Source organism: Streptomyces sp. NPDC031497, from assembly GCF_055580905.1.
Genome location: NZ_JBVIKO010000001.1, coordinates 403,532 through 424,495, shown reverse-complemented (window position 1 = coordinate 424,495; position 20,964 = coordinate 403,532). Strand labels below are relative to the sequence as shown.

Here is a 20,964-nt window from a genome sequence, read left to right as displayed (position 1 = left end):
TGAATACGTCCTTCGGGACAGGCGGGGAAGCGGCTCTTACCTGCGCGTACGGGCGCACGTGGGCATATCTGCGCGACACTGCGCAAGGGAAGGTCTGGACAGGAGACGGCGGCGGTGCTGTGCTCTCAGCCCGCCGGACAGATGGCGCTGGACATGCGGCCGAGGTCGACGTGCCGCCGACTCACCAAGGCGATTCCAGTTCCAGACATGACGGAAGCGTGTCACGCGGATCTCGGGGCAGTCCACCATCGTCCGCGATTCGGACGGATCTATTCTGAATACTGAGACAGGGTGGTGTGCGTCACGCCTCGGCGTGCGCCTGGGGCCAGGGTCCCGGCGCCGGGACGGCCGGTTCCTCCTCGGTCTTCGTGTCGAAGAGCCGGAACCCCCGCCGCTGATAGTTCGCCATCGCGTGCTCGCCGTCCAGACTGCACGTGTGCACCCACACCCGCTTCGTCGGCGGCCGCCCGTCCCACCGCTCCGCGAGGTCCCAGGCGCGCGCGGCGCCGTACGAGAGCAGGTGACCGCCGATGCGGCGGCCCCGGAACGCCGGGATCAGCCCGAAGTAGGCGATCTCCACCACCCCGTCGTCCTGCGGATCGAGTTCGACGTAGCCCGCCGGGGTGCCCCGGTCGTAGGCCACCCAGTTCTCCACGCCGGGCCGCCCCAGATGCTCCTGCCACCGGGCGTAGCTCCAGCTCAGCCGGTCGGTCCAGGTGATGTCGCCGCCGACCGAGGCGTACAGGAAGCGGCTGAACTCGGGGGAGGGCACCTCGGCGCGGACGATCCTGACCGCGTCACCGGCAGGGGCGGCGGCGGGGAGTAGGTCGGCCGGGGACGTCTGCTCCAGGTACCAGGTGGTCACGACGATGCTGCTCATGGGGCCAGGCAATCATCCCGGCCCCGGACGTGTCGACAGCCGTCATCCGAGCGACGCGTCGATCGAGCGCAGCGGCACCGAGAACAGCATGCGGTCCGTGACCGACCACACCTCGCCCGTGTCGGGGGCGTAGGAGAGCGAGCCGGTGGCCTCGCCCCAGCAGCGGTGCGAGGCGTCCGAGCCGCAGCGGGCCGCCTGCGCGCCCTCGGTGTCCTGCCGCCACAGACTGCCGTGCCCGTCCATGGCGCCGGGGAGGTGGCCGACGTACCACTCGGAGGCGATCGCGCCCGGCGGCCGGTACGACAGGACGCCCCGGATCTCGGAAGCCCCGGTCCGGTACGCCTCGACCGCGTCCACCCGGCCGGCGGCATCGGTGGCGAGCGATCCGTCGTGCTTCGGGTTCTCGTCGAACGCGTACCGCCACAGCCGGGCCCGCTGATCGCCGCCGGCGGGGGTCCACTCGCCGAGGACCAGGCTGTCCGGGGCCGTCCCGCGGTCCACGGAGAGCGCGCTCGGACAGGGTGCGCCGGCCGCTGAACAGGCTCCCGCGGAGAACCGGTACGAGCCCACGGCGGGCATCACGTACCGGAAGCCGTCGGCCGACCAGCCGCCGGGCACCCGGCCGACCGCGTCGGTCAGCACCGAGGTGCGCTGGATGCGGTTGAGGTCGTAGACGTAGAGCGCGTCGGCGCTGCCCGGGGTGGTGGTGACCAGCAGCTTGTCCTCATACCAGACCATGCCGGAGATCTCCGAGGTCAGACCGCGGTAGGTGCTGCCGTCGGCGCTGGGCACGGTCAGCAGGACCCACGAGTAGGAGGGGTGCGCCGGGTCGTTCTCGTTCACGACCGCGACCCTGGCCAGGCCCCGCGAGGCGGCCGGGCCGCTGGAGGTGCTGTGCGTCCAGCCGGCCAGGACGACCCTGTTGGCGCCCCACAGGCCGTCGTCGTCCGCGTCGGAGGAGGTGGTCACCGAGGCCGGCCGCCAGTCGTCGGTGAGGGTGTCGGTGGGGTCCCAGCAGTAGGCCTCGGTCGCCGCCGGGGTGGTCGGCAGCGAGTCCCGGTCGTCCGAGTCGCAGTCGGCCGCCGCGCGCAGGCTGTGGTCGGCGTCCGCCAGGACGTCGGCGACCCCGACGGTCCCGCCCATCGCCGAGGCGAGCCGGTCCAGCGAGCGGCGTGGCACGAGGTGTTCCTGAAGCTGGAGCGGCGCGGTGTCGGCGGCGGAGGTCAGCGGCTTCAGCGCGCCCGGGTTCTCGGCGACCGTGGCCTGCGAGGCGCTGACGATCGTGGCGGTCGCGGTCAGTGCCAGCGCGGCCCCGGCCAGGGCCGCGCGCAGTGCCGTGCCCCGCCTGCGCCGCCGGTGTCTGCCGCGATGCTTCATGTCTCCTCCCGAGGCGGGCCAACTGCGCCCCATGGTCCGTACGTTGACCGAGGAGCAGCTGGGGATGCCCGCACCGGGATGCTACGGCAGTCAGGGCGGCCGTACCGCGAAGACCCCGTAAATATGCGGAAGATACGTCACCTTATGCCCCCGATGCGTTAAATGAGCCCCGTGGTGCGGGCCTTCACCTGGACCGGGGGTCAGGCCCTCGGCCCGCCGTCACCGCCGGGGCGGTCGAGCAGGGCAGCAGGTCGTGCGGGTCGGAGGGGAGCAGCACCTCGATCTCCGCGTCCTCCCGGAAGCGATAGGGCCGGTGTTCGAGCAGCGCCCCCAGATAACGCCGGATCCTGGACATCTCGGCGCGCACGGTCACCGTCCGTGAGGCGTCCCCGAAGACGTCCTCGGCCAGCCCGGCCGCGCTCCGCCCGGCACGTCGTACCGCCAGCAGATACAGCAACTCGGCGTGCCGGGGGCTCAGTTCCCGGGACCAGGAGGAGGCGCCGCCGCCCACCGTCACCGAGGGCCGGCGCGGCCTGGCCAGGTCGAGCACCAGCCGGCCGCCGCCCGCCGGTGCCGGATCGTCCACCGCCCGCAGCAGCCAGCCCCCGGCCAGCGGCTCCACCGAGCACAGCCCGAGCGCCGGCAGCCAGCGGCGGTCCGGCGAAAGGGGCTTGGGCAGCGCGAGCCGCTGTGGATACGGCATGCCGGTGACCGCCGCCGTCCAGCCGTCGGCGTCCACCACCAGCGCCCGCCCGCCCAGCCGGGCCAGCACCGGCGCCGCGACCGCGCGCAGCCGCTCCAGCGCGTCCAGATGCAGCTCCCGCAGCCGGGCCTCGGCGAGCTTCGCCACCGAGTTCACCCAGGCCAGGGTGGCCGGATGCATGGTCTCCAGCGGACCGCTCACGTCCACCACACCGAGCAGCCTGCCGTCCCGGGGGTCGGAGATGGGGGCGCCGGAACACGTCCAGGAGCCGAGCGAGCGGACGAAGTGCTCGGCGGCGAAGACCTGGACGGGGCGCCCTACCACCGCCGGGGTGCCGACCCCGTTGGTGCCGACGACGTCTTCCCGCCAGTCGGCGCCGGGAGCGAAGCCGAGGCCGTCCGCCTTGCGCAGCACCGGCGAGGAACCCTCGCGCCACAGCACCCGGCCCTCGGCGTCGGCCACCACCATGATGTGCCGGGCGACGTCCGCGACCGAAAGCAACCCCTCCCGCAACACCGGCAGTACGTCCCTGAGCGGTGACTCCTCACGTCTGCGCCGGACCTCGTCGGCGGACAGCAGTCCCGAACGGAGGCGGTGGTCGGGGTCGACGCCGCTGCGCAGCGTCCGCCCCCAGGACTGCTCGATCACCGGCCGGGGCGCGATCCGCCCACGCTGTCCGGCGAGTCTGGCCTCGCGCAGCTCGCTCAGTAACCGCGCCGCCTGCGCCGCGTCCACCGCGGCCAGTCGCGCCACGTCCATCGGCGGGTTCCCCACTGAGGTCCTCCTGGACAGTCCTCGCAAAAAGGCATGGAAGAGTCTTGTCAAGCCGTCCGGGCGGCGGTTTCCGGTCCGACTGCGCGTCTCATACTGCCGTTTTCCAGGGCCCGAGGCACACAGTCCGCTCACAGACACCGATATGTTGCAACCCCTTGCAACCCTGGTGAACGGACCCGGGGTGGCCGAAAATTGAGCCGACGCTCCGGCGTCATGGCCTGACATGGGCCGAAACGGGGGTGGTGCCGTGTCGGCGCAGCACCACCCCCGTGCCCCGGCGGAAAGCCGACCGCGGCAGGGGGTGCGGCTCGCGGTGCGTCGGCGGCTGCGGCGGGGTCGTGGCTGGTCGCGCCCACGCGGCGGTAGCCGCAGGCCGGATACGGCCCCGCGCCCCTAGGGAGTCGCGGAGAGCCTTCTCAACAAGCTCGGGCCCGCTCTGCCACCGCCGCCAGGTCCAGGCCCTTCGGCAAGGTACCGAAGGATGAACCCCAGTCGTTGCCCAGCCTTGACGCGCAGAAGGCGTCGGCCACCTCCGGGGGTGCGAAGCGCACCAGCAGGGAGCCCTGGAGGACCGTCGCCAGGCGTTCCACGAGGCGTCGGGCCCTGGCCTCCATGCCCTCCAGGTCGGCCAGTTCGGAGAAGAGGTCCTTGACCGCGCGGTCCAGGCGATGGTCGGCACCGTGGGCGCGGCCGATCTCCTGGAGGTACGCGTCCAGCGCCGCCGGCTCGCGTTGCAACGCCCGCAGGACGTCCAGCGCCTGGACGTTCCCCGCGCCCTCCCAGACCGAGTTCAGCGGTGACTCGCGCACCAGCCGGGGCAGCCCCGACTCCTCCACGTAGCCGTTGCCGCCCAGGCATTCGGCGGCCTCCATGACGACCGGCGGACAGCGTTTGGTCACCCAGTACTTGGCGGCCGGCAACGCCAGCCGCAGCAGGGCCCGTTCGGACTCGCCCCCGTCGTCGTAGGCGGCGGCCAGCCGGAGCGCCAGCGTCGTCGCGGCCTCCGACTCGATCGCGAGGTCGGCCAGGACGTTGCGCATCAGCGGCTTGTCGGCGAGCTTCCCGCCGAACGCCTCGCGGTACGTGCAGTGGTGCACGGCCTGTGCCACCGCCTGCCGCATCAGCCCCGCCGAGCCCAGCACGCAGTCGAGCCGGGTGGCGGCGACCATCTCGATGATGGTCCGCACCCCGCGCCCCTCCTCGCCCACCCGCCGCGCCCAGGTGCCGTCGAACTCGACCTCCCCCGACGCGTTCGACCGGTTGCCGAGCTTGTCCTTGAGGCGCTGGAGGAGGAAGACGTTGCGGGTGCCGTCCGCCAGGACGCGCGGTACGAGGAAGCAGGTCAGTCCGTCCGGCGCCTGGCCCAGCACCAGGAAGCCGTCCGACATCGGAGCCGAGCAGAACCACTTGTGTCCGGTGAGCGTGTACGTCCCGGACTCGGCTAGCGGGACGGCGCTGGTCGTGTTCGCGCGTACGTCGCTGCCGCCCTGTTTCTCCGTCATGCCCATGCCGAAGAGGGCGCCGGCCTTCCGGTCGGCGGGCCGCAGCTCACGGTCGTAGATCACGGACGTCAGCAGCGGCTCCCACACGGCGGCCAGCTCCGGGTCGGCGCGCAGCGCGGGCACCGCCGCGTTCGTCATCGACAGCGGGCAGCAGTTCCCGGCCTCGGCCTGGGTCCAGACCAGGAAGGCGGCCGCCCGCCGGACGTGCCCGGACGGCCGGACCCAGCCGGTGGTCAGGCCCGCGCCCACGCCCTTGCCGAGCAGCCGGTGCCAGGCGGGATGGAACTCGACCTCGTCGATCCGGTGGCCGTAGCGGTCATGGGTGCGCAGCCGCGGCGGGTGCTCGTTGGCCTGCGCCGCCCACTCCTGCACCTGCGCCGAACCGGCCGAGACGCCGATCGACGACAGCTCGGCGCGGACCTCGTCCAGCAGCTCCGGGCCGGTGTGCCGGGCCACGGCCTCGACGAGGGCGCGGTCGGTGGCGAAGAGGTCGTACCCGGCCAGCGGGGGCGGCTGGTTGGTCACGGTATGGGTGGTGGTGCCTGCCATGTCTGCGAACCTACCCGGGACGACGGCGGTGGTCTCCAGCGTGACACGGCGGTACCCCCGGTCGCGCCGCAAGGTCCCGCCGGGGGCCGGAAGATCGCCTCGGGGCCCCGGAAGATGAGTACCGCCCCGGACGGCGGATACCGTTAGGGCGTGCAGCCAGCAAGCGATACCCCCGAGCGGCCCTCCGGCCGGCTCCACCGGGCCAGGGCCCTCTACCGGAACGTCTCCAAGCGCAGGACGGCCTGGCTGCTGCTCAAGGACACCGTCAATTCCTGCATGGAGTACCGCATCCTCGGCCTCGCCGCCGAGGCCGCCTTCTTCACCCTGCTCTCCGTGCCGCCGCTGCTGCTCAGCCTCATCGGGCTGCTCGGCTACGTCGACGACTGGACCGGCGCCGACACCATCGCCAGCCTGGAGGCCAACCTCCTGGACGCCTCCCGCACCGTCCTGTCCGACAAGGGCGTCAAGGAGATCGCCGAGCCGATCCTGCACGACGTGATGCGGGGCGGCCGCCCCGACGTGATCTCCATCGGCTTCCTGTTCGCCCTGTGGTCGGGCTCCCGCGCGGTGAACGTCTTCATCGACACGATCACCGTGATGTACGGCCTCGACGGCGTCCGGGGCATCGTGAAGACCCGGGTCGTGTCCTTCCTGCTCTTCATCGCCGCGCTGCTGATCGGCTCCGTGGCGCTGCCGCTGATGGTGGCCGGGCCGGACGCGGTGGTCGGGATCGTGCCCTGGTCGGAGACGCTCGTACAGGTCCTGTACTGGCCGGTCGTGATCGTCCTGTCCATCGTCTTTTTGACCACGCTGTACCACGTCTCCGTGCCGGTGCGCTCCCCGTGGATCGAGGACGTGCCGGGCGCCCTGGTCGCCCTGGCCATGTGGGTCCTCGGCAGCTTCCTGCTGCGCATCTACCTGACCAGCACCATCGAGGGCGCGACGATCTACGGCTCCCTGGCCGCGTCCGTCGCCGTGCTGCTGTGGATCGGTGTGGCGGCCTTCGCCGTGCTGGTCGGCGCCGCCATGAACGCCGCCATCGACCGGGTCTGGCCGGCCGCCGCCACGGCCGCGGCCCGCGCCGCCAACGAACGGCTGCGGGAGGCCCAGGTCGCCGACTACGTCGCCCGCGCGGCCGCGGCCCGCGAGGTCGACCCCGACGATCCCGACATGCCCTCCGAGTTCCCGGAGCGCTGGTCCCGCTTCCTGCCGCCCGAGGACGTCACGGCCCGGCTGCGCACGCACGTGAAGAGCAGCCATCCGCCGCCGCGTAAGCCGGAGGCTTGAGGGCCGGGGCGGATTCGCCGTGGGGGTGGTGTTCGGCGGGGTGCGGGTTGTGGGTGGTTGCTCGCGCGGTTCCCCGCGCCCCTGAAGGGGCGCGGTGAGGTCGGCGTATCTCACACAGCCCCGCGCTCCTGACGGGCGCGTCTACGCTGGCGTACGTGTACAAGGAACGGGCGTCTCGGCTCTCCGGTGCCGTCGTCTGGATGAAAAGGCCGGACGGGGGCGGCGCCGGGCGCGTGCTGCCCGACGGGTGTATGGATCTGCTCTGGCACGAGGGGCGGCTGCTGGTCGCCGGGCCTGATGCGCACGCCTACGTCACCGAGGGCGACCGCGGTGTGTGGGTGGGCCTCCGTTTCTACCCCGGCACCGCGCCCGCCGTCCTCGGCGTGCCGGCGTACGAACTGCTCGACCGGCGTGTGGAGCTGGGCGACCTGTGGCCGGCCTCCGTCGTACGGCGGCTGCGCGGCCGGGTCGGTGCCGCCGACGATCCCGCCGCCGCGCTGGAGCAGATCGCCCTGGAGCGGGCCGGGCCGCCCGACCCGACGCTGCGGCGGCTCGTCGAGGCGCTGGACGCGGGGCGCCCGGTGGCGGCCACCGCGGACGAACTGGGCCTCGGCGCCCGCCGGCTGCACCGGCGCAGTCGCGACGCGTTCGGCTACGGGCCCAAGACGCTCGCCCGGGTGCTCCGGATGCAGCGGGCCCTCTCGCTGGCCCGGGGCGGGATGCCGCTCGCCGAGACCGCCGTCCGGGCGGGGTACGCGGATCAGCCCCATCTCTGCCGTGAGGTGCGGGAGCTGGCCGGGCTGCCGCTGACCGGGCTACTCGGGTAGCGGGGCGAACAGGTCGACGCCGTTGCCGTCGGGGTCGTGCACGGTGGCGTACCGCTGGCCCCAGAAGGCGTCCCACGGCTTGAGCTCGCCGTGGTACCCGGCGCCGACCAGGTCCTCGTAGACCGCGTCCACCTCGCCCGGCGACCCGCAGCGGAAGGCGAGCCCCACCCGGCCGCCGCCGGCCGGCGGGCGCCAGGCCGGGTGGAAGGAGCGGACCGTCTCCTCGGTGTCCAGGGCGAGGGTGAGCCCGCCGGGCAACTCGGCCTCGACATGCGGCTGTTCCTCGGCGCCGGGCGGGAAGTCCAGGCCCAGGCGACGGTAGAAGGCAAGGGACGCGGTCAGGTCGGAGGCGACCAGACCGAGCACGGCGAATCGTGGAGTCATGGAGTCACCGTAGGCGCAGGGCCGAACGCCGGTCTTGAAGGAATCGGACACCCGGCCAGGGACACCGGATGGTTGCGAGTGCCGAGTTCCAGGTGGGCGCCGCCGGCGGGGGTCACACCGGTCCGCCGGGCGAAGGCGGCGACCGTCGCGGCGAGGCCGGGGGCGCCGGCACCAGGTGGTCGAGGAGGGGCCGGGTGGCGTTCATCGAGGCCGAGGCCGGGCACGGTCGGCGAGGACGGCCAAGCGGTGGGGCGACCGGAAAAACCGATGCCTGTGGAACGCCTGTGCGGCACGATGGGCGCATGATCCGTGCCGTGCGCGCTCTGCCGCCCCTGCTCCTCGCCGCCGCCCTGCTCACCGGATGCGGTACCGAGAAGGCGGCCTCCGGAGCCTCCGGCTCGCCCGCCGACCCGGCCGAACTCGCCGCCAAGGCGAAGGCGTTGGGCATGGACCCGGAGCTCGTCTACGTCACCGAGGCCCCGGGGTTCACCCTCGCCCAGCAGTCCGTCGGCGTACAGGGAGACGACGGCTTCTCCGCCTCGTACGCGGACAGGACCGGCGCCGTCATCCACCTCTACACCGACCACCCGCGCTACGCCGGTCAGCACAAGTACGAGGTGACGGAGAAGGATTGCGTGGTGTGGCTCGAAGGCGAGGGCGGGGTCTCCGACGCCGTGCTGGGCAAGGCGGTGCGCGCGATCCACCGCCCCACCGCCGACGAACTCGACGCCCTGCTGCCCACGCCCGACCCGGCCTTCACCGACGACCAGCCGGTACAGCGCGGCGACCTGCCGTCCAACGGCGACGGCGCCCCCGACAACAGCGTGCCGACCCCCGGCCTTTGAACCGTCGCCGGCCATGGGCGACCATGCGGCCATGGCCCCACGACTGCTCCTCCACACCCGCACCACCGGCTACCGCCACGACTCGATCCCCGACGCCGTCGCCGCCGTACGGGAGTTCGCCGATTTCGACGTCGACGCCACCGAGGACCCGGCCGCCCTCGAACAGCCGCTGGACGGGTACGCGGCCGTCGTCTTCCTCTCCACCAGCGGCGAGATCCTGACCCCGGCGGGCCGTGCCCGGCTGGCCGCCCACGTCGAGGCGGGCGGTGGCTTCGCCGGCGTGCACGCGGCGGCCTGCACCGAGTACGACTGGCCGTACTACGGCGAACTCCTCGGCGCCCGCTTCGACCGCCACCCGGAGTACCAGCCCGGCCGGGCGGTCGTCGAGGACCACGGCCATCCGGCCACCCGGCAGCTGCCCGCCGTCTGGGACTTCACCGACGAGTGGTACGACTTCCGGGACAACCCGCGCGGGCGGGTACGGGTGCTGCTGCGCGCCGACGAGTCCTCGTACGACGGCGGCGCGATGGGGGACGACCATCCGCTGGCCTGGTGCCGCGAGCAGGGGGCCGGACGGGTGTTCTACACGGCACTGGGACACGCCCGGGAGGCGTACCGGGATCCGGCCTTCCTGGCCCATCTCCACGGGGGTCTCGCCTGGGTGGCCCGGCTCGGCCAGTGACGTTTCTCCGGTGAACCCGATCCGCCATTGGGGTGAGTAAAGCTCGCGCACGGAGAGAGTCACGTGCGTATCTAGACATGCTCTTGTCTTGGCAAAGGGCGTCGAGACGCGGAGGCCGCCGAGCCGCCGCGCCACCCACCCACAGGAGGAGCCGGACCTTGACTTACGGGAAGAAGCTGCGCGAGCAGATCGCCGGGCCGGGGACCACCCCGTTGATCGGCGTGTATGACATGTACTCGGCATCGATCGCGGCCAAACACTACGACGGGATGTTCGTCTCCGGCTTCGGCTTCGCCGCGTCGTACTACGGACTGCCGGACATCGGATTCATCGCCTGGCCCGACATGGTGGCCTTCGTCCAGCGGCTGCGGGGCGCGTTCCCGCACCACCACCTCCTCGTCGACATCGACGACGGCTACGTCGACCCCGAGGTCGCCTGCCACGTCGTGGAGGGGCTGGAACGCATCGGCGCCTCCGGGGTGATCCTGGAGGACCAGAAGCGGCCCCGCCGCTGCGGGCACGCCGACGGCAAGCAGGTACTGCCCCTGGAGGAGTACCTGGACAAGCTGGAGAAGGTCCTGGCGACCCGCCAGGACCTGCTCGTCGTGGCCCGTACGGACGCCACCGACGAGCACGACATCCTGCACCGCGCGGAGCGGCTGGCCGCCACCGCCGCGGACGTGATCCTCGTCGACGGGGTCCGCAGCGAGGAGTGGATCCGCCGCATCCGCAAGGTCGTCGGCGACAAACCGCTGCTCTTCAACCAGATCGGCGGCGGCAAGTCGCCCCGGCTCTCGCTCACCGAACTGGACGAACTCGGTGTCGACGTCGCCATCTACTCCACTCCCTGTCTGTTCGCCGCGCACGAGGCCATGGAGAGCGCGCTCGGCGAGCTCAAGGCGGCGGACGGCCGGCTGCCCGAGGTGGACGCGGCCGGTGGCGTCGGGGTCAAGGCGTCCACCACCCTGCTGGAACGCAACATCGCCCGGGAACGGCTCGACGAGCCCCAGGGCGTGGGCGTGTGACGCGGTTGCCGACGGCGGTGGTGGTCGCGGCGGTGCTGCTCGGCGCGGCCGTGGTTCCCGCGTACGCGGCCGGGAGTCTGATCACCGTGATCGACAACTCCAACGCGGACTCCATCCTGGAGGTGGACCGCACGGCGAACGTCCAGGCCGGGAGGGGTACGGCCGGCAGCGACCACGACGGCAGCGCCGTGGACGCGATCCAGGCGTTGCTCGGTGAGCCTCTTCGGGACGACGACTGAAAGACCGGCCGGTGGGGAACTGCGGGACCGTTGTGGCTGGTCGCGCAGTTCCTCCCCCAGCCTTCGTCCGGGGGTACCCCCAGCGCCCCTGACGGGGCGCTCCGCCTCAGTCCTCGTTCAGGTCCGGGCGGCCGATCTCGTCCAGTTCCACGTCCTCCTTCGGGTCGTGCTCGTCGGTCGGCGCGTCCACCCTGGCGTGGTGCTGGGCCGGGGCGACGGTGCGGGTCGTGGCCTGGGCGCTGCCCAGGACCGTGGTCACGGCGGCTGCGGCAAGGGCACAGGCCGCCGCGGTGCGCAGGGTGAGATTCACGCACGAGAAACGATCTTGAAGGGGTTCCGGTCACCCTCGTACGGCCGATCGGGCGGGCGGGGCGGCCGTACTGGCCCGCTCCACCAGCCGGGTCGACAACTCGGTCCGGGTGCCCTCCGGACGGTCCCCGTGCATCAGCCGCACCAGCAGCCGCAGCGCGGTCGCCGCCATCTCCGCGAGCGGCTGGCGGACTGTGGTCAGCGCCGGGGTGCCCCAGCGCGCCTCGGGCAGATCGTCGAAGCCGACCACGCTGATGTCGTCCGGCACCCGCAGCCCGCGCTCGGCCAGCGCCGTGTACACCCCGAGCGCCATCCGGTCCGAGCAGACGAACACGGCGGTCGGCGGCTCCGGCAGGTCGAGCAGTTCGTGCATCCGATGCCGGGCCGTGCCCTCGTCGAAGCCCGCGTGCCGGACGTACTCGCCGCGATGGCGCAGCCCGGCCGAGGCGAGCGCCGAACGGTATCCGGCCACCCGGGCGCCGCTGCACATCCTGCGCCGGTTGCCGGCGATCACCGCGATCCGGTCATGGCCGAGCGAGAGCAGATGCTCGGTCGCGGACACCCCGCCCTGCCAGTTCGCGGCCCCGACCGACACGACCCCCGCCGGGGGTTCATGGACGGGGTCGAGCAGCACGTACGGGATGCGGTGGTGGTCCAGCCAGGCGTACTGCGACTGCGTCAGCTCGGCCAGGTTGAACAGCACCCCGGAGGAGCCGCGCGCGGTGAGCTTGTCCAGCCAGCCGCGCTCCGGCCGCCCGGCCCGCGTCCGGGTCAGCCCCGCCGACACCACGACCTCGAGACCGGCCTCGTACGCCGCCTCCTCCACCCCGTGCAGCACCGCGCCCGACCACGAGCTGTCCAGCGCGTGCACGACCAGGTCGATCAGGGCGGGGGCCTTCGCCGCGTCGAACCGGGGTCTGCGGACATACCCGAGCCGTTCGAGGGCCTCGGTGACCCGGCGGCGGGTCTCGGGGGCCACGTCGTCACGGCCGTTGACCACCTTCGACGCGGTCGGAACGGAGACGCCGGCTTCGCGGGCCACCACCGCCAGCGTCGGACCGGCCGCCGCCACGCCCGTACCCCCGGCACGAACCATGGGGAACCGCCTCTCCGGCCCGCCCTTGGGCCAACGAAGGTGACGAAAGTTGCGACCAACGCCACTTCCGCGGTCTGCGCGCAAGCCGTGGAGTAAGCGCTTCCTACGATAGGTGCGCGTCAACTCGGCGTGAAGACCTGGGAATTCGCGGGATCGTCCGTGGCGGGGCTTTCGAAACTTCGAACAGGGGCGGTCGGATCAGGCGGGTGTGCAGATGACTCGGAAATCGGTGAAGTCGGCGGTGAAGGAGGCGTCGACGAGGTCCACGGCGTGGATCGCGGCCAGGGCGCCGGTGAAGCGGAGACGGGAGCCGTGGTCGTCGGAGAGGCGGGTGAAGTCGAGGGGTGGGCCGATGGGGGAGCGGGCGTTGCCGGTGAGGTGCCAGAACTGGGCGTCGGCGCCGTCGACGGTGACGCCGAGGGTGAGCGGGGAGGCCGCGTCGACCTCGGTTTCGGACACGCGGTGGGTTTCGTTCTCGTCGCGCGTGGTCAGGGCGAGGACCGTTCGGCCGGTGTGCTGCCATTGCTGACCGTGCTGGGTTTCGCCCGCTGGTTCCGACCAGGTGAGATCCAGGGCGTAGTAGGCCGAGGTGTTGTACCAGAGGAGCAGGCCGGCGGACTGGGTGAAGGTGGTCGGGGTCGCGTGGAGGGTGACCTGGGCTTCGGTGTGGTGTTCGGTGATGCGGCGGGCCAGGAGGTGGTGGGACCAGAGGGAGTCGGGGCCGTGGTGGCCGCGGAGGCGGTGACCGTTGGGGATGGGCTGGAGCCAAGAGGGGTCTGCGGGGGAGCGGAGGGTGTACCAGGGTTGTTCGCCGGGTGCGGGCCGACGGGGGCTGGTCGCGCCCACGCGGCGGTAGCCGCATGTCGAAAACAGCCCCGCGCCCCTGACGGGGCGCTGTGGACCACCCACATCGACAAGGACCGCAGGCCTGTGATCCCTGTACCGGAGTCTCGGCCAGCCCTCCGCGTCCCATGTCACCGCCTGGATCGCCGTCTCGCGGCCGAGCGGGCACCGCAGGCCCTCCGGCGTTTCCAGCGGGCGCGCTGTCAGGTGGCTCAGGAACCACTCGCCCTCCGGCGTCTCCACCAGCTCCGCATGCCCCGCCTTCTGCAACGGCCACTCGGGGTCGTCCCGTGCCGTCAGCAGCGGGCGTTCGTCCAGCTCGTACGGGCCCGTGAGATTCCTGCCGCGGGCCACCCGCACCCCGTGCTCGAACCCCGTCCCGCCCTCCGCCAGCACCAGCAGGTACCAGCCGTCCCGCTTCAGCAGCTTCGGGCCCTCGATCAACCGGTCGTGCTGGAGGAGGAGCTGGGTGGGGGAGACGGGGGCGAGCGTCTCCCGGTCCAGTTCCGTGGCGACGATGCCCGCGAAGCGTCGGCCGCCCGGGCGGTGGTCGTTCTGGAGGTTGAGGAGCCAGAGGCGGCCGTTCTCGTGGTGGAGCGCGGGGTCGAAGCCGTGGCTCGGGATGCGGCGCGGGCGGCTCCAGGGGCCCGAAACCTCCGTGGCCGTACTGACGTACGTGTCCAGGTCGAAGTACGGGGTGCCGACCGAACGGACGACCGAGTACGTCACCCAGAATTGTTCCCCGTCCCAGCTCAGCGAAGGGGCCCAGATGCCGCCCGAGTCGGGGACACCTGCCAGGGAGCCGCCGGGGGCCGCGCCCTCGACATGGCCCGCGTACTCCCAGTGCGCCAGGTCGCGGGAGCGGTGGATCGGGATCGTCGGGAACCACTCGAAGGAACTGGTCGCCAGGTAGTACCCGTCGCCGGCCCGGACCAGGGAGGGGTCGGGGGCGAAGCCGCGGATCACCGGGTTGTGGAGCACGGTCACTTGAGAGCCCCCAGGGTGACGCCGGTGCGCCAGTAACGGCGCATCGCGATCATCATGACGGCCATCGGGACGATGGAGAGCAGGGCCCCGGTGAGGACCAGACCGGTCAGGTCGACCCCGGATTCGAGCCGCTTGCCCGACCAGTTGTACAGGCCCAGGTTCAGGGTCCAGTTCTCCTCCCCGCGCAGCATGGTGAGGGGGAGGAAGAAGGCGTTCCAGGTGTTGACGAAGGCCAGGAGGAAGACCGTGGCCCCTCCCGTCGTCATCATGCGCAGGACGATCGAGAAGAAGATGCGCAGCTCGCCCGCTCCGTCGATCCGGGCGGCCTCCAGGAGTTCGAAGGGGACCGTGGCCTCCGTGTAGACCTTGGCGAGGTAGACGCTGAACGGGTTGATCAGACAGGGGATCAGCATCGCCCAGACCGTGTCCACCAGGCCGATCTTCGAGAAGAGGAGGTAGAGAGGGAGGGTGAGAAGGGCGATGGGGACCAGGAAGGAGCCGACCACGCAGGCGAACACCAGGCCCCGGCCCGGGAACTGGAAGCGGGCCAGGCCGTAACCCGTGGCGAGGGCGATGAGTGTCCCGCCGAGCGAGCCGACTCCGGCGTAGAGGACGGAGTTGGCGGTCCAGCGCAGGAAGATGCCGTCCTCGTAGGTGAACAGCTGGTGCAGGTTGTCCCACAGGTGCCAGCCGGAGAACCAGAGGCCGTTGCTCTGGTAGAGGGCGGTGCGGTCCTTGGTCGCGGCGACCAGCAGCCACCAGACCGGGAAGAGGCTGTAGGTGCCGGCCAGGATCAGACCGAGGAGGAGGAAGCGCTGGCCGCCCCGGGAACGGGAGGCCGGATCGGGCTTGGTGATGCGGCGGACCGGGTTCGTGCGGGTGCGCTCCTCGGTGAGTGCCATCAGTCGGCCTCTTTCGCGGTCAGTCGGTAGAAGAGGAAGGAGGCGACGCCGAGGATCAGGGCCAGCAGTACCGAGAGGGCGGCCGCGTAGTGGTAGTCGCCCGCGTTGAACGCCTGGTTGTAGATCACCATGATCGGCGTGAAGCTGTCGCTCACCGTCTGGGGCGTGACATTGCGGAACAGGGCCGGCTCGTTGAAGATCTGCAGCATCTGGATGATCGACAGCATGCCGGTGAGGACCAACGCCCCCCGCACGTAGGGCACTTTGATGCTGAGAGCGATACGGCGTTCCGAAGCGCCGTCCAGCCGGGCCGCCTCGAAGAGTTCGCGGGGCACACCTTGCAGCGCCGCGTAGATGATCACCATGTTGTAGCCGATGCCGTGCCAGGTCAGCAGGTTGCCGATGGACGGCCACACCATCGACGGCGCGAAGAAGTTCCAGGACAGTCCGAACGCCTTGCCCAGCGGGGTGAGCGGGCCGACGTCCGGGCTGTAGAGGTTGATCCAGACGATCGCCGCGACCACCCCGGGGATCATGTACGGCACCAGCAGCAGCACCCGGAAGCGCCCCGCCGTCCGGGACGCGAGCGCGTCCAGGAACAGCGCGAGGAGCAGGCTGACCAGCAGCATCACCGGGATCTGCACGCAGGCGAACAGGAGCACGCGGAACACGGAGTCGAGGAACGCCGAATCCGTCAGGCCCTGACGGTAGTTGGCCAGGCCGGAGAACTCGTCCGTGGTGCCGCCGAGGCCGAGTCCGGACGACCGCGAGCGGTACAGCGACTGGTGGACGGCGTACCCGATCGGGACCAGGTAGAGGAAGACGAAGCCGAGTTGGAAGGGCAGGGTGAAGGCGGCGCCCTTCCAGCGCTGCGAACGGACCATCCGTGCCGCCTCAGCCCTTGACGCTGATGCCGCGGGACTTCAGGTCGCCCACCGTCCACTCCTGCATGTGGGCGAGGAGGTCGGTGACCTTCTCCTGCTTGCTGACCACCTTCGCCCAGCCGTTCTGCAGCTCGGTGAACATGGCCGTCCAGTCGGGGCCGAAGGTCCAGTCGGTGGTGACGTCGGCCAGGCTGTCGGTGACGACCTTCTTCGCCGGGGCGTAGTTCGGGCCGAGCAGTTTCTGCGAGATCGCCTCGTCGACGTAGGCGCTGCTGTCGGCCAGTGCGGGCATCACCCCGTTGCCGGTGGTCGGGCTCGCCATCGTCTTCACCGCGCCGGGATCGGTCGACATCCACAACGCGGCCTCGGCAGCCTGCTGTTGGTGAGCGCACTGCTTGGTGACGAGGGTGACGCTGCCGGTGAGGTTGGTGCCGGCCGGGGTCTTCGCGGCCTCGCCGGTGAAGGCGGGCCAGGGGGAGAGGGCCCATTTGCCGAAGGACTTGGTGAAGTTCTGCACCATGCCGGCCATCTGCCAGGTGGAGATCTGCCGGGTCGCGGTCCCGCCGTTGTCGTAGTTCCGCTGTACGGCCGCGTAGTCGGCGAACGACAGCTTGGAGTCGAGGTCGTTGTCGATGATCTGCTGGATCACGTCGGCGGCCTTCAGGGTGCCCGCGTCCTGGAAGTCGACCTTCCAGGAGTCGCCGTCGATCGCGTACCAGTGGGCGCCGGCCTGCATGGCGAGCACTTCGAGGGTGCTGGGGTCCTCACCGGCATAGTTGGTGATCTTGATGCCGTGCTTCTTCAGCACCTTGCCGGCCGCGATGAACTCATCCCAGGTGGTGGGGGCCTTGAGGCCGTACTTCTGGAAGATGTCGGTGCGGTAGACGGTGAAGTTCGGCGCGGAGCTGGTGGGGACGCCGTAGAGCTTGCCCTGCACCTGGGCGGCCGACCAGGAACCGGAGTTGAACGTGTCCTTGGCCGACCCGACGTACTTGGTGATGTCGGCGAGGGCGCCCTGGGCGACCCAACTCGTCACGTATTCCGCGGTGTTCTGCACCAGGCAGGGCGCGTTGCCCGCCTTCACCGCGTTGGTGAGCTGCTTCTGCATGGTCAGCTGGTCGGTCACCTTCGTGTACTTCAGCTGGACGTCCTTGTGGGAGGCGTTGAACGCCTTCACCACGGTCTCCTGGCCGTTCGCCCAGCCCCAGAAGGGCAGCGTGACCGGGCCGGCGGCCGCGTCGGAGCCGGAGCCCGATCCGCCGCAGGCGGAGAGCAGACCCGTCAGTGCGAGGCCCGCGATCGCGGCGCGGACCAACCTGGTGGAGTTCATCAGACCGTGTTCCTTCGGAGGTGGGCGCTCTCGGCGAGGAGGGCGGCGGCTCGGCAGTGCCTTAGAAACCGGTTTCCACGAGACGGTAGGACGGTCCGGCCGCTCCCAGCAAGGGGTATGAGTCGGAATCTTTCGATGTGCGGTCGGCCGAACGGCTCGTGAGCAGCAACCGGTACACACGAGCAACCGGTTGCCGCCGAAGGGTTTTCGAAAGTTCGTCACCCCCCTTGACGATGCCTCCGTACGGGTCGAAGCTCCCCTCACCGCTCATAGCAACCGGTTGCCAAACGAGCCGACGCCTCGTCATCTCCCCGAAGAGAGTGGGTAGTCCATGCAGACGCATGCCCGAGCCCCGGTCAGCCGGCGCCGCTTTCTCGCCCTGTCGGCGGCGGGTGCCGCGGCCGGTGCGGCGTCGCTCGGCGGCTGTGCGCTCCAGGTGTCCACCGGGGTGAGCAGCTCGGGCGAGACCGTCACCATGATGGTCAAGGCCGACGACCTCAGCCCCGACCTGGTCAAGCAGGCCAAGAAGGAGACCGGCGTCACGATCGAGCGGGTGGACTACGACATCACCAAGCTGATCGCGATGCTCACCAGTGGCAGTCCGCCGGACCTGGTGCGCGGTGTCGGTGCCGTGGACGCGGCGTACTTCGCGGCCCGGGACGTGATGCAGGAGCTGGACGACTACTTCGCCGGCAGCAGCGTCCTCAGGCTCGATGACCTGGACCCCGTCAACGACCTGTGGCGCTACGACGGCAAGGTCCAGGGGCAGGGGCCCCGCTACGGCATGGCGAAGGACTTCTCCCAGGACTCCATGTTCTGGTTCGACACCGCCGCCTTCGACAAGAAGAGCGTCACCTACCCGTCCGAGACCGAGCCCGTCACCTTCGACGAGTGGCTGGACGACGCCCGGCGGCTCGCCCGGCGCTCCAAGGGCCAGACGACCGTCTTCGGCGGCAGCTACAACGGCCTGGTCAAACTCACCCTCATGGCGACCATGACCGCCTCCGCCGGCGGCAGCCTCTTCAGCGACGACTTCTCCCAGGTCGACTTCACCACCCCCGAGGCCCGCAAGGCGCTGGCCTGGTACCTCGACTACTGCAGGCTCAAGGTCGGGCCGAGCCCGGTGCTGCCCGACCCCAACGGCTGGGACGGGCCGACCTACCAGGCCGGGCGGCTGGCCATGTCGAACTCCGGCTACTGGCTGGGCGGCATGATCGGCACCGACAAGAAGCTGGCGCAGGTCTCGCGGCTCGCTCCGGCCCCCGTCTTCGCGGGCGGTCCGCGCATCAGCGCCTGTCAGGGCGGCACCGGCCTGTGGATGCCGCGGAAGGCGAAGAACAAGGACGCCGCGTGGCGGATCTTCGAGTGGTTCTTCGGCGAGGCGCCGGCCAAGGCGCGCGCCTCGAGCGGCTGGGGCATCCCCACCCTGAAGTCCCTGCGGCCGCTGATGCCCACCAAGGAGGAGTACCAGAAAAGGACCTTGAGGGCACAGGAGAACGAGCTCAGGCACTTCTCGGTGGTCTCCCTGTCGCCCTATATCTCGGGGGACGCCTTCGAGGCGCTCTTCAACCAGGTCGCCACACCCGCGATGACGGGCGGGACCTCCGTCGACACCGTTGCCGGGCGCCTGAACTCGACCATCAACCAGCAGCTCAAGCGGGGTAAGGAGCAGGTGGGATGACGGCCGATCAGGTCTCCTCTGTCGCCACCCGGCCGAGTACGACCGAGGGTGCCGGCCGGCCCGGGTCCGCCGAGCGCACCGGGCCCTCGATGACGGTCCGCAGGCACCGGGCGTTCTACCTGTTCACCTCCCCGTGGATCACCGGGTTCGCGCTGCTGACCATCACCCCGATGGCCTACGCGCTGTGGCTCAGCTTCACCACGTACGACGGCATCTCACCGAACTGGCACTACGTCGGTCTCGGCAACTACCGCGAGCTGATGGGTGATTCGGCGACCTGGGACGCCCTGGGCCGGGCGGGCCTGTTCGCGCTTCTCTCGGTGCCGCTGTCGATCATCGCCGGGCTCGCACTCGCCGTTCTGGTCAACCGGCCGATCAGGGGACGCGGCGTCTTCCGCACCCTGCTCTATCTGCCGGCCGTGGTGCCCCCGGTGGGCGCGGGCATCGCCTTCAAGAACCTCTTCGACCAGAACTCCGGTGCGGCCAACGGGGTTCTGACCTTCTTCGGCTTCGACGCGATCGGCTGGCTGGCCGACCCCTACGCCCGCTATGTCCTCGTCATGACGGTCCTCTGGGCCGCCGGCAACATCATGATCATCTCGCTGGCGGGGCTCCAGGACGTCCCCCGCGAACTCCACGAGGCGGCCCGCATCGACGGGGCGAGCGCCTGGCGGACCTTCCGCAGCATCACCGTGCCGCTGCTGTCACCGGTACTGCTCTTCCAGACCGTGACCGGGGTGATCGCCTCGGTGCAGACCATCATGCCGATGCTGCTGGCCCCCGTCGCCACCACGGGCGGCCTCACCACGATCCCGCAGTCCAACTACACGTACATGATCCACGTGTTCTCGGAGTACTTCGCGCTCGGCCGCTACGGATACGCCTCCGCACTGCTGTGGGTGCTCTTCGTCCTGATCCTCATCGCGACCGGACTCATCTTCAGGTTCACCTCCGGCGTGGTGTTCTACAACGTCGACCCGGAGGCGAAGAAGTGACCGCCACCAGCGTGACCCCCAAGTCCCCGGCCCGGACGCGGATACGCGTCAACCGGCTCGTCCTCTACACGGTCCTGGTCGCCGTCACCGGCCTGTTCCTCGGCCCGTTCGGCTGGCTGGTCCTCACCGGCCTCAAGGCCCCGGCCGAACTGGCCGCCGCCCCCGTGCACTGGCTGCCCACCCACTTCCAGTGGCACAACTTCGCCGACGCCTACCAGCTCATCGACTTCCTCGGCTACGCCCGCAACTCCCTGATCATCGCGACGATCTACGCGACCCTCGTCGCCCTCAGCTCCGCCTGGGTCGGCTTCGGCTTCGCCCGGCTGACCGCGCCCGGCAGGAAGACCCTGTTCGGCATCCTCATCGGCTCGATGATGCTGCCCCAGATGATCACCCTGCTGCCGACCTACCTGATCTTCGCCAAGCTCGGCATGGTCGACACCTACTGGCCCTGGGTGCTGTGGGGCCTGTCGTCCGCCCCCTACCTGGTCTTCCTCTTCCGGCAGTTCTTCGCAGGACTGCCCCGCGAACTGGAGGAGGCGGCCATCGTCGACGGCTGCGGATACGCCGGGATGTTCTGGCGGATCTTCCTGCCGCAGTCCTGGCCGGTGCTCTCCGCGAGCTTCGTCATCGCCTTCACCTGGACCTGGGGCGACTACATCGCGCCGCAACTCCTGCTGTCCACCGACCGCTCCACCCTCGCCGTCGCCGTGATGACCACCTACGTCTCCTCGGCCGGCACCCCCATCACCAACCTCCAGGCCGCCGCCTCCGTGATGTACGTCGTCCCCATCCTGCTGGTCTTCCTCGTCGCGCAGCGCGGCTTCGTCGCCGGCCTGTCGACGTCCGGCCTCAAGTAGCCC

Annotated in this window: 21 protein-coding genes; 9 read left to right on the top strand and 12 right to left on the bottom strand. The window is 70.8% G+C overall.

The genetic code is table 11. From position 1 onward, the window contains the following. Positions 1 to 125: 125 nt before the first annotated feature. The 5 genes from ACZ5K7_RS01890 to ACZ5K7_RS01870 all read right to left on the bottom strand — a co-directional run bounded on the left by ACZ5K7_RS01890 (position 126) and on the right by ACZ5K7_RS01870 (position 5,785). On the bottom strand, positions 126 to 209 hold the full coding sequence (locus ACZ5K7_RS01890; RefSeq protein WP_309500612.1) for a putative leader peptide: 84 nt from the start codon (positions 207 to 209) through the stop codon (positions 126 to 128). 92 nt (positions 210 to 301) lie between these two features. Continuing rightward, positions 302 to 880 (bottom strand): GNAT family N-acetyltransferase, encoded by a 579-nt coding sequence (locus ACZ5K7_RS01885; protein WP_468909318.1) that lies wholly within the window; start codon positions 878 to 880, stop codon positions 302 to 304. Positions 881 to 922: 42 nt separating this feature from the next. Next, entirely contained in the window at positions 923 to 2,257 is a 1,335-nt protein-coding gene (locus tag ACZ5K7_RS01880; RefSeq protein ID WP_351697302.1) for a hypothetical protein, read from the bottom strand. A gap of 184 nt (positions 2,258 to 2,441) precedes the next feature. Next, the gene (locus tag ACZ5K7_RS01875; RefSeq protein WP_468909315.1) at positions 2,442 to 3,719 is read right to left on the bottom strand and encodes a GAF domain-containing protein; all 1,278 of its coding nucleotides are present in this window, start codon (positions 3,717 to 3,719) and stop codon (positions 2,442 to 2,444) included. A gap of 431 nt (positions 3,720 to 4,150) precedes the next feature. Continuing rightward, positions 4,151 to 5,785, bottom strand: a complete 1,635-nt coding sequence (locus ACZ5K7_RS01870) for an acyl-CoA dehydrogenase family protein (RefSeq protein ID WP_468909312.1) — start codon at positions 5,783 to 5,785, stop codon at positions 4,151 to 4,153. A 150-nt stretch (positions 5,786 to 5,935) separates the two neighbouring features. Between ACZ5K7_RS01870 and ACZ5K7_RS01865 the strand changes: the two genes are divergently transcribed. Then, positions 5,936 to 7,072 carry a YihY/virulence factor BrkB family protein gene (locus ACZ5K7_RS01865; RefSeq protein ID WP_351697310.1) on the top strand — a complete coding sequence of 379 codons (1,137 nt, stop codon included), beginning with the start codon at positions 5,936 to 5,938 and terminating at the stop codon, positions 7,070 to 7,072. Between the two features lie 155 nt (positions 7,073 to 7,227). Beyond that, positions 7,228 to 7,899: a helix-turn-helix transcriptional regulator gene (locus tag ACZ5K7_RS01860; RefSeq protein WP_468909309.1), complete on the top strand. Its 672-nt coding sequence runs from the start codon at positions 7,228 to 7,230 to the stop codon at positions 7,897 to 7,899. Here the strand turns inward: ACZ5K7_RS01860 and ACZ5K7_RS01855 are convergent. Next, positions 7,888 to 8,283: a VOC family protein gene (locus tag ACZ5K7_RS01855; RefSeq protein WP_468909306.1), complete on the bottom strand. Its 396-nt coding sequence runs from the start codon at positions 8,281 to 8,283 to the stop codon at positions 7,888 to 7,890. The two genes, ACZ5K7_RS01860 and ACZ5K7_RS01855, sit on opposite strands and share 12 nt — an antisense overlap. A 302-nt stretch (positions 8,284 to 8,585) precedes the next feature. Between ACZ5K7_RS01855 and ACZ5K7_RS01850 the strand changes: the two genes are divergently transcribed. From ACZ5K7_RS01850 to ACZ5K7_RS01835, 4 genes are all read left to right on the top strand, one after another. Next, the gene (locus ACZ5K7_RS01850; RefSeq protein WP_351697318.1) at positions 8,586 to 9,128 is read left to right on the top strand and encodes a membrane lipoprotein; all 543 of its coding nucleotides are present in this window, start codon (positions 8,586 to 8,588) and stop codon (positions 9,126 to 9,128) included. A gap of 31 nt (positions 9,129 to 9,159) precedes the next feature. Next, a complete protein-coding gene (locus ACZ5K7_RS01845; RefSeq protein ID WP_351697320.1) occupies positions 9,160 to 9,810 on the top strand; it encodes a ThuA domain-containing protein in 651 nt (216 codons plus the stop codon). A 158-nt stretch (positions 9,811 to 9,968) separates the two neighbouring features. Further along, positions 9,969 to 10,835, top strand: coding sequence for an isocitrate lyase/PEP mutase family protein (locus tag ACZ5K7_RS01840; protein WP_351697322.1), 867 nt, complete (start codon positions 9,969 to 9,971; stop codon positions 10,833 to 10,835). Then, entirely contained in the window at positions 10,832 to 11,074 is a 243-nt protein-coding gene (locus ACZ5K7_RS01835; RefSeq protein ID WP_351697325.1) for a hypothetical protein, read from the top strand. The genes ACZ5K7_RS01840 and ACZ5K7_RS01835 overlap by 4 nt, the downstream gene beginning before the upstream one ends. 106 nt (positions 11,075 to 11,180) lie before the next feature. Here the strand turns inward: ACZ5K7_RS01835 and ACZ5K7_RS01830 are convergent, their stop codons facing one another. The 6 genes from ACZ5K7_RS01830 to ACZ5K7_RS01805 form a co-directional block, all read right to left on the bottom strand. After that, a complete protein-coding gene (locus tag ACZ5K7_RS01830) occupies positions 11,181 to 11,384 on the bottom strand; it encodes a hypothetical protein (protein WP_468909301.1) in 204 nt (67 codons plus the stop codon). A gap of 30 nt (positions 11,385 to 11,414) precedes the next feature. Then, complete coding sequence (locus ACZ5K7_RS01825) at positions 11,415 to 12,479, bottom strand: LacI family DNA-binding transcriptional regulator (RefSeq protein WP_468909298.1); 1,065 nt, start codon at positions 12,477 to 12,479, stop codon at positions 11,415 to 11,417. Positions 12,480 to 12,677: 198 nt separating this feature from the next. Next, entirely contained in the window at positions 12,678 to 14,309 is a 1,632-nt protein-coding gene (locus ACZ5K7_RS01820; protein ID WP_468909296.1) for a glycoside hydrolase family 43 protein, read from the bottom strand. Beyond that, positions 14,306 to 15,211 carry a carbohydrate ABC transporter permease gene (locus tag ACZ5K7_RS01815; RefSeq protein WP_468909294.1) on the bottom strand — a complete coding sequence of 302 codons (906 nt, stop codon included), beginning with the start codon at positions 15,209 to 15,211 and terminating at the stop codon, positions 14,306 to 14,308. The genes ACZ5K7_RS01820 and ACZ5K7_RS01815 overlap by 4 nt, the downstream gene beginning before the upstream one ends. Then, positions 15,211 to 16,095, bottom strand: a complete 885-nt coding sequence (locus tag ACZ5K7_RS01810; protein ID WP_468909292.1) for a carbohydrate ABC transporter permease — start codon at positions 16,093 to 16,095, stop codon at positions 15,211 to 15,213. Before ACZ5K7_RS01810 ends, ACZ5K7_RS01815 begins: the two co-directional genes overlap by 1 nt. A 10-nt stretch (positions 16,096 to 16,105) precedes the next feature. Continuing rightward, the gene (locus tag ACZ5K7_RS01805; RefSeq protein ID WP_468909289.1) at positions 16,106 to 17,425 is read right to left on the bottom strand and encodes an ABC transporter substrate-binding protein; all 1,320 of its coding nucleotides are present in this window, start codon (positions 17,423 to 17,425) and stop codon (positions 16,106 to 16,108) included. Between the two features lie 331 nt (positions 17,426 to 17,756). Between ACZ5K7_RS01805 and ACZ5K7_RS01800 the strand changes: the two genes are divergently transcribed. From ACZ5K7_RS01800 to ACZ5K7_RS01790, 3 genes are read left to right on the top strand one after another with little or no spacing between them, the layout of a single operon-like run. Next, positions 17,757 to 19,106, top strand: a complete 1,350-nt coding sequence (locus tag ACZ5K7_RS01800) for an extracellular solute-binding protein (RefSeq protein ID WP_468909287.1) — start codon at positions 17,757 to 17,759, stop codon at positions 19,104 to 19,106. Next, positions 19,103 to 20,101, top strand: a complete 999-nt coding sequence (locus ACZ5K7_RS01795) for a carbohydrate ABC transporter permease (RefSeq protein ID WP_468909284.1) — start codon at positions 19,103 to 19,105, stop codon at positions 20,099 to 20,101. Before ACZ5K7_RS01800 ends, ACZ5K7_RS01795 begins: the two co-directional genes overlap by 4 nt. After that, on the top strand, positions 20,098 to 20,961 hold the full coding sequence (locus ACZ5K7_RS01790; protein ID WP_468909282.1) for a carbohydrate ABC transporter permease: 864 nt from the start codon (positions 20,098 to 20,100) through the stop codon (positions 20,959 to 20,961). Before ACZ5K7_RS01795 ends, ACZ5K7_RS01790 begins: the two co-directional genes overlap by 4 nt. The last annotated feature ends 3 nt before the right edge of the window (positions 20,962 to 20,964 follow it).